Source organism: Frankia sp. AgKG'84/4 (assembly GCF_023242965.2).
Lineage (GTDB): Bacteria > Actinomycetota > Actinomycetes > Frankiales > Frankiaceae > Frankia.
Window position 1 is genome coordinate 1 of the sequence record NZ_JALKFU020000067.1, and the last position, 16,229, is coordinate 16,229.

Below are 16,229 nucleotides of genomic sequence, written 5' to 3' on the forward strand. Positions count from 1 at the left end.
GTGCGCGCCGGCCAGCAGGTCGGCATCGTCGAGGCGATGAAGCTGATGATCCCGATCGAGGCGGACCGGGCCGGGCGACCCGGCCCGGCAGCCGGCTCCCTCACCCAGGCTAGGCCATCTCGGCGGGATCGCCCGGGCCGAGGTCCACCGGAGGTCGACCCACGGCCTCGCATCTCACGTGACAACGGCCACATCCGATAATCATCACCCCGACACGACCCGGTCGCAAGTACTTTTGCGACTTTTGCCCCATTTGGGCGTTACCCTCGCTCACGTCGCCGTCAGCCAGTCCAGTCGCCGCAGGATCACGCCTTCCCGCAGCGCCCACGGGCAGATCTCCGCTTCCTCGACGCTGAACAGGTCCAGCGCCTCGGCTGCCACCACCGCCCCGGCGAGGAGCTGGCCCGCCCTGGACGGCGACACGCCCGGCAGCGTGACCCGTTCCGCCGCCGGCATCCGGGACAGCCGGGCCAGCACGTCGGCGAGGTCGTCGCGGCGCAGCACCCGGCGGGTGAACGGCCCTCGGCTGTACGGCTCGGCACCCGCGATGCGGGCGAGTGAGCGAAACGTCTTCGATGTCGCCACCGCTCGCGTGGGCTCGCCGAGATGGTAGATCGTCCCGACCACCGGCGCGATCTGCGCGCGGACGTAACGCCGCAACTCGGTGAGCTCCGAGCGCCGCGGCGGGTCGGCGTCCGTCAGCCAGTCCCGGGTGAGCCGGCTCGCGCCCAGCGGCAGCGACGCGACCACCTCGGGATCCTCGTGCAGACCGGCGCCGATCTCCAGCGAGCCACCGCCGATGTCGAGGGCCAGCAGCCGACCGGCACTCCAGCCGAACCAGCGGCGCACCGCGAGGAAGGTGAGGCGAGCCTCCTCCTCCCCGGACAGCGTGCCGACGGCGACGCCGGTCGCGCCCTTGACCCGGGCCAGCACCTCCTCGCCGTTGCTCGCGTCGCGAAGCGCCGACGTGGCGAAGGCCGCGAGATCGTGCACCCCGAGCGCGTCCGCCTGCTGGCGCATATCGAGCACGCAGGTGGTGAGCGCCTGCTCGCCCTCGGGACCGAGCGAACCGTCGGCCTCGAGTAGCTCCACCAGCCGCAACGGCACCCGCACGCTCGCCGCCGGCTGCGGCTGACCGCCCCGGTGCGCATCGACGACCAGCAGGTGCACCGTGTTCGACCCGATGTCGATCACGCCGAGGCGCATTGGACCGGGATGCTGCCCGGCCGGCAGCGGACCGACGTCGACGGCCTCCCGCGTCGCCGGTTCCCCCACCGGGGTCCCCCCCGACTGTGAGGTCGCGCGGTGAGTCCCGAGCGGGAACCATCCCGCCGGGCGCACGCCACCGAGCACCTGAACACCGCCCCCTCCAGCCGGACCTGTCAGATCACGGCTCGAACTTGTACCCCAGTCCCCGCACCGTCACCAGGTGCCTCGGATTCCCGGGCTCGCGCTCAATCTTCGTCCGAAGCCTCTTGACATGTACGTCCAGGGTCTTCGTGTCTCCCACGTAGTCCGAACCCCACACCCGGTCGATCAACTGGCCCCGCGTGAGTACCCGGCCGGCGTTGCGCAGGAACATCTCGAGCAGCTCGAACTCCTTGAGCGGCAGCGTCACCGCGCTCCCGCCGACCGTGACGACGTGGCGCTCCACGTCCATCCGGACCGGGCCGGCCTCGAGGGTCGCCTCGGCGACCTCCTCCGTCTCCGACCGGCGCCGCAGCACCGCCCGGATGCGGGCCACCAGCTCGCGGGCGGAGAACGGCTTGGTGACGTAGTCGTCCGCGCCGAGTTCCAGGCCGAGCACCTTGTCGATCTCACTGTCCCGCGCCGTCAGCATGATGATCGGCACGCTCGAGCGGGTGCGCAGGGTGCGGCACACCTCCGTGCCGGACAGGCCGGGCAGCATCAGGTCGAGCAGGACGAGGTCGGCGCCGCGGCGGTCGAACTCGGCGAGCGCGCTGGGGCCGTCGGCGACGACCCCCACCTCGAAGCCCTCGCGTTCCAGCATGAACGACAACGCGTCGGAAAACGATTCCTCATCTTCAACCACGAGCAGCCGGGTCACCGGTTCGTTCCCCCTCTGGCATCGGACGGACCGGTGGGACCGGGCCGCTCCCTGTTCCGGCCGGAGCGGGTCGCCCCGTCCGCCCTGAACTCGGCGGTGCCAGGACTCGCGGTCGAAACCCCGCCTGGCCCCCCATCACCGCCGCCCCCGACACCGCCGGCATCGTCACCCGTCGGCCTGGTTCTGGTGAACACCGGCAGCCGCATTGTGAACGTCGAACCCGAGCCCTCGGCGCTCCAGACGGTGACGGCGCCGCCGTGGTTGGTGGCGATGTGCTTGACGATCGCCAGTCCCAACCCGGTTCCGCCGGTGGCCCGCGACCGCGCCGGGTCCGCCCGGTAGAACCGCTCGAAGACGCGTTCGAGATCCTTCTCGGCGATGCCGATGCCTTCGTCCGCGACGGAGATCTCCACCGTCGTCCCGGTGCGCCGCACGCCGAGCACCACCCGGGTGCCGTGCGGCGAGTAGCTGATCGCGTTCTCCAGCAGGTTCGCCACCGCCGTGACGAGCTGGCTCTCATCGCCGAGGACCTGCAGCTCACCGTCGCCGATCACCGCGACGGAGATCGACTGCGCCTGCGCGGCGAACCGGGCCCGATCGACGGCCTCGGCGAGCAGGTCGCCGGTCCGCAGCGGGCGCAGGTCGGGCAGCGGCTCGGCGCCCTGCAACCGGGACAGGTCGATGATCTCCTGCACGAGGCGGGCGAGCCGTTCGGACTCGTGGGTCATCCGGGCGGCGAACCGACGCACCGCCACCGGGTCCTCGCTGGCCGCGGCGACCGCCTCGGCGAGCACGTGCAGGGCACCGACCGGCGTCTTGAGCTCGTGGCTCACGTTGGCGACGAAGTCGCGGCGGACCGCCTCGACCCGACGCGACTCGGTGATGTCATCCAGGATGACCGCGACATGACCGGTGGAGTCCAGCACCCGGGCGCGGGTGCGCACGGCCAGCGCCTCCTGGTCGGGCCGGGGACGGGTCAGCGGTGGCTCAGGAACCGGCGGCAGGTCGATCTGGCGTTCCCGGTCACTGCCGGCGAGGCGGGTCGCCCGCACCAGTTCGGCCAGCTCCGCAACCGCGATCTCGTCATGATGGACCACACCCATCCGGCGGGCGACCGTGTTGACGAGGACGACCCGGTCAACGGAGTCGACCACAACGAGACCCGTCGGGAGGCCGGAGATCACCCGCCGGATCAGCTTCGCGGGCAGGACCGTGCTGCTCTCCTCCACCGCGGCGCCAGGGCCGGTATAGGGAGTTGGTCTGCCGGGTACCAGCGTCATGGTCCATCCAATCGTCAAGCCGATCGGCACGGACGGGCGACTCCACACCGAGTGCACGGGTTGTCACGGCATCCACCGACCTGTCACCCACCCGCCGCATGCTAGGTGCCGCCATGCCATCCGGGCATCGCTCTGCAAGCCTTCATCGCCGATCGTCGCTCGTTGTTCATCGGACCTATCGTCGATGTTCACCGAACCGCGAGAGGTCCGCATCATCGTCAAGGTTCGGCGTGTTCCACTGCCGCCGCATCTGTGATCATCTGGGTCCACCCATAGCGCCACACCGACCTCGCCCGGCGATCTCACCGCCGCCCATGAACCCCTCGAAGAGAAGGAGCCGTCCGTGCGGGACGCCTTCACCGACGAACTCGACAGCATCGACCAGTCGCTGATCGAGATGACCAACCTGGTCGCCTCCGCCATGGCCCGGGCGACGACCGCGCTGCTCGACGCGGACCTGCAGCTCGCCGAGAACGTGATCAGCGGGGACGAGACCGTCGACCTGCTGCGCAACGAGATCGAGGAACGGGCGTTCGACGTCATGGCCCGCCAGGCGCCGGTCGCGACCGACCTGCGGATCATGGTGACCACGCTGCGGATCGTCGCCGACCTGGAGCGGATGGGCGACCTCGCGCTACACGTCGCGAAGGTGGCCCGCCGGCGCTACCCAGGCCGCGCGATCCCGCCGGAGCTGCGCTCCACCATGCTGGAGATGGGCCAGGTCGCCCAGCGCATCGTCGCGAAGGCCGGTTCGGTGATCGCCAGCCGCGACACCGACCTCGCCAAGCAGCTCGAGGCCGACGACGACACGATGGACACCCTGCACCGCACGCTGTTCCACGTGCTGATCGAGAAGCCCTGGACGCACGGCATGGAGGCGGCGATCGACATCACCCTCTGCGGCCGCTACTACGAGCGTTACGCCGACCACGCCGTGTCCGTCGCCCGCCGGGTGATCTACCTCGTCACCGGCGAGATCGAGCGGCGCGCCTGAGGGGCACCGTTCCTACCCAGGCCCGCGAGCCGGCGGCGGGCCTGGGGAAACGACGAACCGGCGCTACTTCCTCGCGCCCTGCGCGGCGACCGCGGCCGCCGCGCTCGCGGCGGCGTCGGGGTCGAGATATCCCGAGCTGACGACCTCGAGGTTGTCATCCAGTTCGTAGCGCAGCGGGATGCCGGTGGGGATGTTCAGCCCGGCGATGTCCCGGTCGCTGATCCGGTCGAGGTGCTTGACCAGGGCCCGCAACGAGTTGCCGTGCGCGGTGACCAGGACGGTCCGCCCGGCCCGCAGGTCCGGCACGATCGCGTCGTACCAGTAGGGCAGCATCCGGGCCACCACGTCGGCGAGGCACTCGGTGCGCGGGATCAGGTCGGGGGCGAGCTCGGCGTAGCGCTCGTCCACCCCGCTGACCTGCTCCGGGCCGATCTCCGGGGGCGGGGTGTCGTAGGACCGGCGCCAGAGCTGGAACTGCTCGTCGCCAAACTTCTCCAGCGTCTCCGCCTTGTTCAGGCCCTGCAGGCCACCGTAGTGCCGCTCGTTGAGCCGCCAGCTGCGGCGGACCGGCACCCAGGTCCGGCCGGCGGCGTCCAACGCCAGCCAGGCGGTGCGAATCGCCCTGGTCAGCACGGACGTGTGCACCACGTCCGGCAGGACGCCCGCCGCCAGCAGCAGTTCCCCGCCGCGGCTGGCCTCCTTCAGGCCCTTCTCGGACAGGTCGACGTCCACCCAGCCGGTGAACAGGTTCTCGCGGTTCCAGTTGCTCTCACCGTGGCGGAGCAGGACGAGGGTCGGCATACCCGAGATCCTGCCCGTTCGCCGGGGACTTCGGCCAGCATTGCCGCCTCCTGCCACGCGCCGGTCGGATCACCGCCGGTCGCGGCCGGTAACGGCCGTTGCCGGCGCCCACCGAAGGGGCCCGTCGGGCGGCCGGGAGAGTCGCCACGCACCGCCGAAGGCCGGGCGTGAGGAAGCTGGGCCCGCAATAGCAGCGACCCCCGGGCGCTCCGCCACCGCCAAGGGCGGGAGCGGGCCGTCGGGACTTGCGACGGCGCCCGGGGGTCGGGTGATCTGCCTGGTACTCGCCGGTGCCGGAGCCCGTGGGGCCACCCGGCTAGAGGTGAGGACCACGAGACCGGCTAGCTGACAGTCACCTCACGAGTCCTATGAGCATACAAAGTTTGGACCACCTCCTCTCTCGTGTACCGAGGACGCTACGCGGCCTGGCCGCCACCCCGCAACGCCTTTTTCCGGCCTGTCGATGGGACGCTCGCAACACCCGCGCTGGGAACAGAACGAGGCGGCGGGGAAGCCCCGGCGCCGGCCCTCGAGCCGGCACCCGCCACGAAACTCGCTGTGAGTAACCTTGCAGGGCCCGCGAGGCGCGCAAACATCCAGAATCCCCATAAAAGACAAAATTTGTCCACTCAGAGATCGCGCGGAGAGCTACGGCGCCCCCGGTTTGATTGGCCTCCGCGATCCGCGGGCCGCTCACCGCGGGCAGGGCCGGCGACGCGGCGATCATCGGCAACAGCGACACCAGCGTGGCCGCGCGCGCCAGCCCCGACCCGCGGCGGCAGATCACTCCTTCGGACGCGCCGACCAGCGACCTTCCCGCGCAGGCAACGGGCCCGCGGCACCCGAGAGCCGACCGTCACGAAGGCCCGCCAGCTCCGCACGCTCCTTCCCCCAGCACATGGAACCGGGTCAGCCCACAGCTCTCCCATGTCAACATCAGCACTACGGCTCGGCGGAGCTGGTGTTCCGGCCGCGACAGCCGAATACACCGGCCCATCAGGGCTCATCACCGAACGTGATTGATTTCCGCCTCCGGCGACCCTCGAGTCAGCTGAGCCGCCACGAATGGCGCCATCATCCACAGGTGTTGCGATCGCACTCGGTGCGCGGATATTCTGTACGCAGTTATTTTGGCCCGATGACAACGACGCGATCCACTGCCGAAGGACTCTTCCCCCACGAGTAGGGCGCTGACCGACGGAGTCGCTCTGGACCCGGTGGCCCATGCACCGTCGACCGCCTGTCCGACCTATTCGTAGCGATGGCGGTTCTGCATTCCGCAAACCGGCGGACGTCCGGCCGTCGCGACGGCCGGCGGAGGAGGTCAGACGCGGATGAAGGGACAGGTGTCGGCCGGCACGATCGATTCCGGCCGGCCTCCCCGGCTACCGTTCGACCTCCGCACCGGAACCCCGCCGGTCTCCGCCGCCTCCAGGCTGCTTCGCGCTTTCCTGATCCTGGTTTCCGCCACCATACTCATTGTCAGTTGCGGCGGCTGGGTACTGTACAGCTACTTCAACGGAAAGATCCACCAGGTTTCCCTGGACCTTGGCAGCGACCGACCCGAAGCGAAGGGCGGCGCGACGAATTATCTCCTGGTCGGCACCGACAGTCGCGCGGGCACTGGTGGGGCCTACGGCCAGGTCGACGGCCAGCGGTCCGACACAACAATCATCGTGCACATCGACAAGGACAACAAAGTCACGCTGCTGTCCATCCCTCGGGACACCTACGTAGCCATACCGAGCTACACGGACGCCAAAGGAACCGCGCACCGTACGCGAAAGGACAAGTTCAACGCCGCCATCGCCGAAGGTGGGCCATCGCTCCTGGTCCGCACGGTCGAAAAGCTCACGGGTCTGCCGATCGACCACTACGTCTCCGTGGATCTCGCGGGATTCAAAGACATTACCGACGCGATCGGTGGCGTGGAGGTCTGCCTCCTGCCGTCGGACTATCAGATCCTGTTGCACGGGCGAATCAGCACCAACACCCACGACCCGATGAGTGGGTTCGTCGGCGGCCCCGGCACGATTGCGATCCGGGGCGACCAGGCGCTCGCCTTCGTTCGACAGCGGTACGGACTACCCAATTACGATCTTGACCGAATCAAGCGACAGCAGTACTTCATCGGCGCCGTACTCCGCAAGATCACGCAAGACGGGGTACTGATCAGTCCAGTCAAGATGGAGAGCCTGCTCTCCACGGTGGCCTCGGCCCTCACCCTGGACGACAGGACGGACATCGCCGATCTACGAAAGCTGGCTGGCCGGCTTCGAGGGATCTCCAGTGGGGCCCTCGCTACCGAGACTCTGCCGACCCATCCTCCCACCCAGACCGAGGGCGCCATCAACGATCAGGGTGAGGTGCTGATCGGCGGCATCAACGCCGCCGTGCAGTTCTACGATCCGCAGGATCTGGAGAACATCGTCCGCCCGCTGGGCGGCAGCTCCGGCGCTGTCCAGACGACGAGCACCACCGGCTCCGCTGCGCCCACTGCCGTCACCGTCCTCAACGGCAGCACCGTCCCGGGGCTGGCAGCGAGAGCCGTCGACGAACTGACGACTCGCGGCTTCGCCGCGACGAATGCCGGCATCGCCAGCACCAGAAACTACGTCACGACCCGCATCCTCTACGGGACGGGGCAGCAGAATGCGGCCAGCAGGCTGCAGTCCATGGTGCCGGGATCAAGGCTCGCGGCGGCGTCCTCGGTCGAGGGTATACAGGTGATCGTCGGATCGAGTTTCAATGGATTGACGGAGGCTCCCGCACCATCACCTGCCCCGGCATCACCTGCCACGGCATCGACGGAACCTGCGGCTGCCGTCGGTTCCGAACCGACGGCCGACCCGAAATCCGTCCCGCCGAGGTCCGACACAGCGTCGGCCCCGCCCGGGTGCGTGTACTGACCGTGCCAGTCCGTACAGCGATGACATCAATGCTCTTTTCGAGGTCGCGGGCGGTACGGCCTGGGACTGACCAGCTCGGCCCCGTGGCCCCGACGCAGCCTTGCCGCCGGTATTCAGCGGCCCTATCGCCGGGGAGCGAGCCGGCCGGCGGCGGGCATCCGAATCCGTGGCGGCCGCGGTCGGCACCCTCCAGCCTTCTTTCAGTCGCCGCCCCTTCGATTCCACTTGTTTCGGGCTGCCGTGGCCTGCCAGCTCAAGATCGAAGGTGTACGGATCCGACTCCGGCAGATCGCGCCGGGCCTGAGCTGTCTCGGCCCAGTCGGCGGATCTCCGGGCCGTCGCGCCCGCCGACCTGGTCGATCGGTATTCCTGCGCTGGTTCTGGCCATGCTGCTGGGAAGTCTGGTGGCGTCCGTTCCGCGGGCCGGCAGCCGTGTCGTGCTCTGGGGTGACTCCCTTGCCGACGAATCCCGGGTGCCCTTCGCGCTGGCTGCCCAGGAAGATCGGGCCACCGTTCTCACCCGGACTCTCGGGGGCACGGCGATCTGCGACTGGTTCGATGAAATGGAACGCCAGCTGAAGGACTGGGCGCCCACGATCGCGGTGCTGTCCTTCTCCGGAAACTCGATGACGCCCTGTATGCACGACCGCGAGCCGCTCGCTGCCTACGAGAAGGACGCGGCACACGCGATCAGTCTCTTTTCCGGTGCCGGCGTCACGGTGGACCTCGTGGAATCACCCACCCGCCGGGAGGAGCCGGTCGACGGACAGGGCAGAACGGCGCTGACCCAGCTCTGGACCAGACTGGCGGCAGGCCAATCACATGTTCATGTTCTTCCCGCGGGCCGGGCGTTGACCGACAGCGGTCGATGGACTTCGACGATGTCCTGCCGGCGGTCCGAAAGCTGCGATTCACGGGGCCTGGTCACGGTCAGGAATCCGGACGGGGTCCACCTGTGCCCGGTCGCCCATACCTCGTCGCGCGACTGTCCGGTCTATTCACCTGGAGCCGAGCGCTACGGCCGGAGCATGGCCGGGGAGGCGCTCGGCCGGTACCCGATGTGACCGCGGCACGACGGCGGCCATCCGAAAACGACGGTCAGCTGGAGCTGACCCTGTCTGGTGATTCGTCCGGAGGCCCCTGGGCCAGGACCGGCCGTCGGCCCGAACGGAGACCTAGACTCGGTCCATGACCGCCGGGCCCCCCACGTCCACGCCCGCCGAGCCGTCCGTCCGGCTCTCCCCGCTGCTCCGGCTGCCCGGCGCGGTGGCCGCGACCGGCGTGGACGCCGCGGTCGCCGCGCACTACGGCGATCCGCTCCGCGAGCAACGCGCCCTGCTCACCGGTGCCGCTGTCATCGACCGGTCACACCGGGACGTGGTGCGCATCACCGGTCCCGACCGGCTGTCCTGGCTGCACAGCATCACCTCGCAGCACCTGTCCGAGCTCGCCCCGATGCGGGGCACCGAGGCGCTGGTGCTCTCCCCGCACGGGCACGTCGAGCATCACCTCACCGTCGCCGACGACGGCTCGGCCACCTGGCTCGACGTCGAGGGCGGCACCGGCCCCGACCTGCTGCGCTACCTGGAGATGATGCGATTCCTGCTCCGGGTGGAGCCGATTGACGTCACCGCGGACATCGCCGTCCTCAGCGTCGTCGGTCCACAGGCCGCGCAGGTCGTGACCGCAGCCCTGACCAGCCCCACCGACCCGGCCTCGGCCGCACCACCGGCCGGCCTCGACCTCACGCCCCCCGCGCCATCGGCCCCGGATGCCGCGGGCGCGCCGATCATCGGCCCCTACCCAAGTGGCCGCGCCGCCGACGGCACACTCGTGCGCCGGATGCCCTACGGCATCGACCTGCTGACTCCCAGGGCGGAGCTGGCCGCCACCGTCGAGCGGCTGCGCGCCGCCGGGGCGGCCCTGGCCGGGTTGTCCGCCTTCGAGGCCGCCCGCATCGCCGACCGACGGCCCCGGCTCGGCTGGGAGACCGACCACCGCACCATCCCGCACGAGGTCCACTGGCTGGCCAGCGCGGTGCACCTCGACAAGGGCTGCTACCGCGGCCAGGAGACCGTCGCCCGCGTGCACAACCTGGGCCGCCCGCCGCGCCGCCTCGTCCTGCTCCACCTCGATGGCACGGTCGCGGCCCCGCGCTCGCCTGTCACGGCCGGTGGGCGGGAGGTTGGTTTCGTGGGCTCGTCCGAAATGCACGCGGAGCTCGGCCCGATCGCCCTGGCGGTCGTCAAGCGGTCCGTCGCCGCGGATGCCGTCCTCATCGTCACCGACTCGGACGGCGCCCCCGTCGCCGCGGCGATCGACCCGGACGAGCCCGGATCAGCCGCGGCGCCGACGCGTCCGGCGGGACGTGTCCTGCGCCCCTCCTGACCGGACGTCCCTGGCCGGGCACCGGCGCTGGCAGGTCATCATGCGGCCGCATGGTCAGGCGGTCCTGGCCAGCACCTGATCGAGGTCGCGGGCGTCGGGGTCGGAGCTGTGCCGCCGAAGCCGGCGGCGCAGCTCGTCGGCGCGCCGCGCGTTGCGCTTGGATCTGGTCGCCTCCAGCATCGGCATCGCCTCCCGGGTCAGCTCGCAGCCGTGGTCGACGTTGCCCAGATCGATCTGCAGGGCGGCGCGGCGCAGCAGGTAGGTCGCCCGGTCCCGGGCCCGTGAGGTCGGCAGGACCGTCAGCGAGCGCTCCAGCCAGCGGTCGGCCTGGGTCAGGTGACCGAGGTCGATGTAGCAGCTACCGATCTGCGCCTGGTACTCCCCCAGATCGAAGTAGTCGGACCAGGCCGGGTCCTCGGGACCGGCCTGGTCCATCGCCTCCTCCGACCGGCCCAGGGCCTCAACGCAGGCGCTGGCCTCCCCGGTCGCGGCGAGGGCTCGGGCCCGGCGCATGTGCAGCATCGCGGCGACCCGCCCGGACACGTCGCCGATGCTGGCCACAGCAGCCTCGGCGAGGTCGACGGCCTCCCGCGGCCGGGCGAAGTCGACGCACTGCAGGGACATGTTCTTCAGGACGTTCGCCCCGAGCATGCGGTCGCCGCCGGTGTGCGCGGAGTGCAGGGCGGTGACCCAGTACCGCTGAGCCGCCGTGTGGAAGCCGGCGTCGAACGACACCCAGCCGGCGAAGCGGGCAAGTTCCGCCGCCACCAGGTGCAGGTGACGGCCGACCTGCTCGGTGTAGGAGCCACGAACCAGCAGATCCGCCACCACCCCGAGTTCGGCGTCGACGAGCCGGCGCACACTCTCGCCACCGAGCCGCTCGTCCATCACCCGCAGGCCCGGGATGTTGTGCTCGATGCGATTGACGATCTGGTCGTCGACCTGGCCGCCGGCGAGGGCCGCGGCCAGATGCGCCGGTTCGAGCCCCAGCCACTGGGTGGCGAGGTCGGCCACCCCGATCCCCGTGATGGTCAGGAATCCGCGCCGGTCGGACAGCGCGTCCTCGACGACGTCCATGAGCGAGGTGACGCTGCCGACCGACGTCCAGGGGTATTCGGTGCGCACGGCGTCCCCGGTCGGCAGCCAGGCCGGCCACGGATGGGACTCGAGCCGGTCGTTGGGCACGCCCAGTTCGGCCGCCAACGCGAGCTGGGAAACGCGGTCGGGAACAACACCCCGGTGCTCCCAACGCCATACTTTCTGGCGTTCTGCGGCCATGTTCGCCACACCGAGATCACGGGCACGGCGGGCAACCACCCGGGCGAGGCGCTGATAGGACCAACCACGCTGCGCGCGGACGAATGCGAGCGGATGTGTGCAGGCGTGCGCGTTATCCGTCAGCATCGACGATCTCCTCGAGTCGGATCTGCTGGGCCAATTCCGTGAGCGCCCACTAACGCTATGTCGCGACATCTTGGTGTCCCTAGTGATGACTCCGGTGCGATGCGTGCACAGAGGTCACGCCCGGACCACTGGAGGCGGCGATTGCACGCATGGCGTGGCGATATCGTGAGCGATTGCCCGACACTCGACCGATATGCACCATTCGACCAGTCGAGACCAGCAGCGTTCCGCCCAGCCCGCCATCGACCCTTACAGGCGTGCCATTTCTCCCAAACCGTATTTCTGGCGCTAAACATGCCACACCAACTCGAACTAGTTCCCCTCGGCCGGGCCGACGAGGTTGACGTGTATTTGACGCACAGCAAAGCACACCACGGCGGCGCATGGTCGGTCAATCACATGAACGCCGCGCCAGGGCCCGAGAACTACCTACCCGAAGTACCTTCTCTTATTTTCTTAGCACATTGAATAAATATCTCTTTTACCTCGCTGCGGCAGCGGGGTCAGCTGATGGAGCCGCACGCTCCGTCTCACCGAAGAAGGCGAGGGTCGCCCTGCGGCGATCGGCCCGGACGGGCCCCGACGGCAGGGCTCACCGCGTCAGCTCCGCGGCCTGGGCCTGGGCTGCGGTCAGGGTCCGGTCCGGGTCCTCGCCTCGGACGATGCGCACCACCTGGCCGGTCAGCGCACTGGCCACCTCACCGCCGCGGGCGCCACCCCACGCTGGCGCCTTCACCAGCGAGCCGGACAGCGCGAGGAACGGCTTGAGCTGTGGATACATGTCATAGAACGAACCCAGTCGATTGATCGCCTCGGTGTCCACCGGGAGGTAGCTGGACGCCTCGGTGCTGGCCGCGACGACGTCCGGCGACAACAGCGAGACGATCAGCTCGGTGGCCATCTCCCGTTGGCAGCGGTCGGTCGCGAGGACTGTCAAAGCGTTGCCGACGGCGACCGGGTGCTGGCTGCCGCCGGGCAGGGTCGGGAACGGGACGGCGCCGGCCCGGAAGCCCTTCGCGCCCTGCCCGGCGATGAACGTCAGGCTGCCGGCCAGCGAGGCCACGCTCACCACGGTCATCGCGGTCTGGCGGCGGACGCCGAAGCGCAGCAGCCCCTGCTGCGCCGGGTTGTCGGACTGCGGACCGTAGGTGCCGACCTTCGCGAGGAAGGCGGCGGCGGCCCGTGCGGCGGGGGTGGTCAGCGCCGGCCGGCCGGCCGCGTCCTGGATCGGGGTGCCCTGGGAGCTGGCGAGCGTGTTGAGGATCCACTGGCCGAACAGCTGTCCGGTCGGCAGGTCGATCGGCTGGACGTTCTGCCCGGATGCCCTGATCTTGTCCGCCGCGGCGATCACGCCGTCCGTCGTGGTCAGGGTGGCCGGGTCGACCCCCGCCCGCTGCAGGACGTCGAGGTTGTAGACGAGCGCCAGGGACGCGACCTGCTGCGGAATGCCGACCAGCCGGCCGCCGACCGTGCCGAGACCGAGCAGCCGCTGGTCGTAGGAGGCCCGCAGCAGCCGGGGAGACAACTGCTGCGCGCCGAGCTGGTTCGCGTACGCCGGAAGCTGGTCGAAGCCGGCGACGGCGACATCGACGGACCGACCCGTCAAGCGGTCGGCGCTGATCCGCTGGACGAGCGTGGTGTAGTCCGGAGCGGTCTGCGTGATGTCGACGGTGAGGCCGGGGTGCGCCTTCTCCAGGTCCGCCTTGGCGGCCTTCATGACGCCGTCGAGCGTGCTGACCGCCGCCACACGCAACTGCCTGACCTGGGCCGCGCACGCGGGGGACGCCGTAGCGCCGGCGACGTCGTCGACACCCGCGGTCGCGGGCCGCGCGGTCGGGCGAAGGTCCCCGGCGGGATGGCCCGACCCGCCTCCGCTACAGGAGGCGAGGAGGATCATGCCGAGGGCGACGGCCATCGGCAGAGCTCGGCGCTTGCGCATCAGGCGGGACTCCTCTCAGGCGCCCGCGTCGATGCCGCCGATCCCGACGGCGACGCGGCGCTGGGCGAAGGCAAAGGGCGCTGGGCGAAGGCAAAGGGCGCTGGGCGATGGCAAAGACGGAGACCGGCACGGGGCCTACGACGAAGACACCGCGCCCCACGAACGCCGGCAACAACAACGCCCCGGCTCGCCAGCCCTCCCAACTCCCACTCGTCCCACTCGTCACGGTTACGCATCTTGGCCCCACTGTCCGGGAACGCAGGGACCGGGTGCGTGGTCCCCAACGAACAAATGATTCCGCCAGGCACATTCCGGGGCCCGGGCCAGCGGCGACCCGGCCGCGGCAACGTCGTCCCGGGCCGGTCCGTCGCCGGCCTGTCAACCGCGGGCCGCGGGTGGCGGCGGCCCAGCGCGATCATGTCAGCGCTGCTTCGTACCGACCGGATCCGTGGCGGCCGTACCTCCGCGGCCAATGCCTGCAACAATGACGGAAAACGTCAGCCGATCTCCGGGAACACGATGAGTGACCGCAGCGAATCCGACCAGTCCGCCGCCTGGGGGCGCGTCGCTGATGACGGCACGGTCTTCGTGCGCACGGCGGACGGTGAGCGTGCCGTTGGATCGTGGCGCGCCGGCAGTCCGAGCGAGGGTCTGGCTCACTTCCAGCGCCGCTACGCCGATCTGAGCGCCGAGGTCGGCCTGCTGGAGAAGCGGCTGACGCTCAGCGCGGCCGATCCGGCCGGCATCGCCGCGAGCGCCCGCCGGCTGCTCGACTCCCTCGACGCGGCCGCGGTCGTCGGCGACCTGGCCGCGGTGCGGTCCCGGTTGGACGCGGTGATGCGCGCGACCGAGGAGCGGCGCGCCGTGCTCACCGCCGAGCGGGCCGAGCGCAACGTCCGGCTCGCCGCCGCCAAGGAGGAGCTGGTCGTCGAGGCGGAGGGGCTCGGTCGCAGCTCCGACTGGAAGACCGCCGGCGATCGGTTCAGGGCCATCGCCGAGGAGTTCCGCGCGGTCGGATCGTTGGACAAGCGCACCGACTCCGCGCTATGGCGGCGGATCACCGCCGCCCGGGAGGAGTTCACCCGCCGTCGCACCGCGCACTTCGCCGCGCTGGACACCCAGCGCACGCGCTCCCGGGAGCGCAAGGAGGCAATCATCGCGCAGGCGCGGACGCTGGCTGACTCGAGCGACTGGGCCGGCACGACGACCCGGTACCGAGGCCTGCTCACCGAGTGGAAGTCCGCCGGCCGCGCCGCGAAGGACGTCGACGACGCGCTGTGGGACGAATTCCGCCAGGTCCAGGACGCCTTCTTCGCCCGACGCAACGCGGCCAACGCGGAACGCGACGCCGAGATGCGGGAGAACCAGGTCAAGAAGGAACAGTTGCTGGCCGAGGCGACCGAGCTCGACCCGGCCGACACGGAGCGCTCCACCCGCCGCCTGCGGGAGATCCAGGACCGGTGGGACGCGATCGGCCGGGTGCCCCGGGAGTCGGCCGCCTCCCTGGAGCGCCAGATGGCGGCCATCGGCGACAAGCTGCGCGATGCCGCGGACGAGCGGTGGGAGCAGCAGTCGGTCGCGTCCTCGCCGTTCGTCACCCGGCTGCGGGAGTCCGTGGCGAAACTGGAGCAGAAGCTCGCCCGTGCCCAGGCCGCCGGCCGGACGAAGGAGATCGCCGAGACCGAGGCGGCGCTGGCCACCCAGCGTTCCTGGCTGGCGCAGGCCGAGTCCTGACCGCCCGCGGCCGCCGGGGCACCGCCCGGGCGGACCGCGATGCTAGCTGGAGCGCTTGCCAGAGTTAGCAGCACGACGTATCGTCGATTCAGTTGATGCTGCGTTGTTCCGGGCCCTTGTCGTCCCGGACTCGCAGCTGTTCCGGACTCCCAGCCCGAGCGGCCGGTCGGTGCCCGTCGTCACCGGCCCGCGGCGCCGGGAACCGGCGGCGGCCGTTGATCCGGCCGCTCCGTAGAGGAGGCGTGTGCCCTGGTGCCGAACCTGAACGTCCGCGATCTCGGAGTTTTCATCCGGGAACAGCGGCGAACGGCGCAGATCTCCCTTCGTCAACTCGCGAGTCAGGCCGGGGTGAGTAACCCTTACCTCAGCCAGATCGAACGAGGACTGCGCCGACCGTCAGCGGAAATTCTCCAGCAGATCGCCAAGGCGTTGCGGATATCTGCGGAAGTGCTCTACGTCCAGGCAGGAATTCTCGAGGAACGGCCGGGCGATGAAAGCGTCATGAGCGCGATCCTCGCCGATGAGACCCTCTCCGAGCGGCAGAAGCAGGTGGTGCTCGACATCTACGAGGCGTTCTGCCGGGAGAACTCCGCCGCGGTTGACCCCGCGGCCGGTGAAGTGCCGGTGGACAGCGCACCGGACGCCGTGGTCGGTGCGGCCACGCCGGCAGCCAGCCCGCCGCCGGAGGCGCCGGCACCGGCCGCTGCCGCCC

12 protein-coding genes are annotated in these 16,229 nt (G+C 70.2%); 6 read left to right on the plus strand and 6 right to left on the minus strand.

Annotated features, from left to right (window positions below):
• Positions 1-270: 270 nt before the first annotated feature.
• The 3 genes from MXD58_RS07220 to MXD58_RS07230 all read right to left on the minus strand — a co-directional run bounded on the left by MXD58_RS07220 (position 271) and on the right by MXD58_RS07230 (position 3,348).
• Positions 271-1,275 (minus strand): Ppx/GppA family phosphatase, encoded by a 1,005-nt coding sequence (locus MXD58_RS07220; protein ID WP_374615756.1) that lies wholly within the window; start codon positions 1,273-1,275, stop codon positions 271-273.
• 112 nt (positions 1,276-1,387) lie between these two features.
• Entirely contained in the window at positions 1,388-2,068 is a 681-nt protein-coding gene (locus MXD58_RS07225) for a response regulator (protein ID WP_248839609.1), read from the minus strand.
• Positions 2,065-3,348 carry a sensor histidine kinase gene (locus tag MXD58_RS07230; protein ID WP_248839608.1) on the minus strand — a complete coding sequence of 428 codons (1,284 nt, stop codon included), beginning with the start codon at positions 3,346-3,348 and terminating at the stop codon, positions 2,065-2,067. The genes MXD58_RS07225 and MXD58_RS07230 overlap by 4 nt, the downstream gene beginning before the upstream one ends.
• A gap of 343 nt (positions 3,349-3,691) precedes the next feature.
• On the opposite strand from MXD58_RS07230, the gene phoU reads away from it, so the two are divergent.
• Positions 3,692-4,342 carry a phosphate signaling complex protein PhoU gene (phoU, locus tag MXD58_RS07235; protein WP_248839607.1) on the plus strand — a complete coding sequence of 217 codons (651 nt, stop codon included), beginning with the start codon at positions 3,692-3,694 and terminating at the stop codon, positions 4,340-4,342.
• Positions 4,343-4,405: 63 nt separating this feature from the next.
• Here phoU and MXD58_RS07240 read toward each other — a convergent pair whose 3' ends face one another.
• Positions 4,406-5,143 (minus strand): phosphoglyceromutase, encoded by a 738-nt coding sequence (locus tag MXD58_RS07240; protein WP_248839606.1) that lies wholly within the window; start codon positions 5,141-5,143, stop codon positions 4,406-4,408.
• 1,334 nt (positions 5,144-6,477) lie between these two features.
• Here MXD58_RS07240 and MXD58_RS07245 point away from each other — a divergent pair.
• The 3 genes from MXD58_RS07245 to ygfZ all read left to right on the plus strand — a co-directional run bounded on the left by MXD58_RS07245 (position 6,478) and on the right by ygfZ (position 10,440).
• Positions 6,478-8,052, plus strand: a complete 1,575-nt coding sequence (locus MXD58_RS07245) for an LCP family protein (protein WP_248839605.1) — start codon at positions 6,478-6,480, stop codon at positions 8,050-8,052.
• Between the two features lie 386 nt (positions 8,053-8,438).
• A complete protein-coding gene (locus MXD58_RS07250) occupies positions 8,439-9,116 on the plus strand; it encodes an SGNH/GDSL hydrolase family protein (RefSeq protein WP_250609137.1) in 678 nt (225 codons plus the stop codon).
• Between the two features lie 124 nt (positions 9,117-9,240).
• On the plus strand, positions 9,241-10,440 hold the full coding sequence (ygfZ, locus tag MXD58_RS07255) for a CAF17-like 4Fe-4S cluster assembly/insertion protein YgfZ (protein WP_248839603.1): 1,200 nt from the start codon (positions 9,241-9,243) through the stop codon (positions 10,438-10,440).
• 54 nt (positions 10,441-10,494) lie between these two features.
• Here the strand turns inward: ygfZ and MXD58_RS07260 are convergent, their stop codons facing one another.
• Positions 10,495-11,844, minus strand: a complete 1,350-nt coding sequence (locus MXD58_RS07260; protein ID WP_248839602.1) for an NsdA family TPR-like regulatory protein — start codon at positions 11,842-11,844, stop codon at positions 10,495-10,497.
• 592 nt (positions 11,845-12,436) lie between these two features.
• Positions 12,437-13,786: an extracellular solute-binding protein gene (locus MXD58_RS07265; RefSeq protein WP_248839648.1), complete on the minus strand. Its 1,350-nt coding sequence runs from the start codon at positions 13,784-13,786 to the stop codon at positions 12,437-12,439.
• Between the two features lie 516 nt (positions 13,787-14,302).
• Between MXD58_RS07265 and MXD58_RS07275 the strand changes: the two genes are divergently transcribed.
• On the plus strand, positions 14,303-15,517 hold the full coding sequence (locus tag MXD58_RS07275; protein WP_248839601.1) for a DUF349 domain-containing protein: 1,215 nt from the start codon (positions 14,303-14,305) through the stop codon (positions 15,515-15,517).
• A gap of 252 nt (positions 15,518-15,769) precedes the next feature.
• A partial coding sequence (locus tag MXD58_RS07280) for a helix-turn-helix domain-containing protein (protein ID WP_308301924.1) occupies positions 15,770-16,229 on the plus strand: 460 nt, incomplete at its 3' end.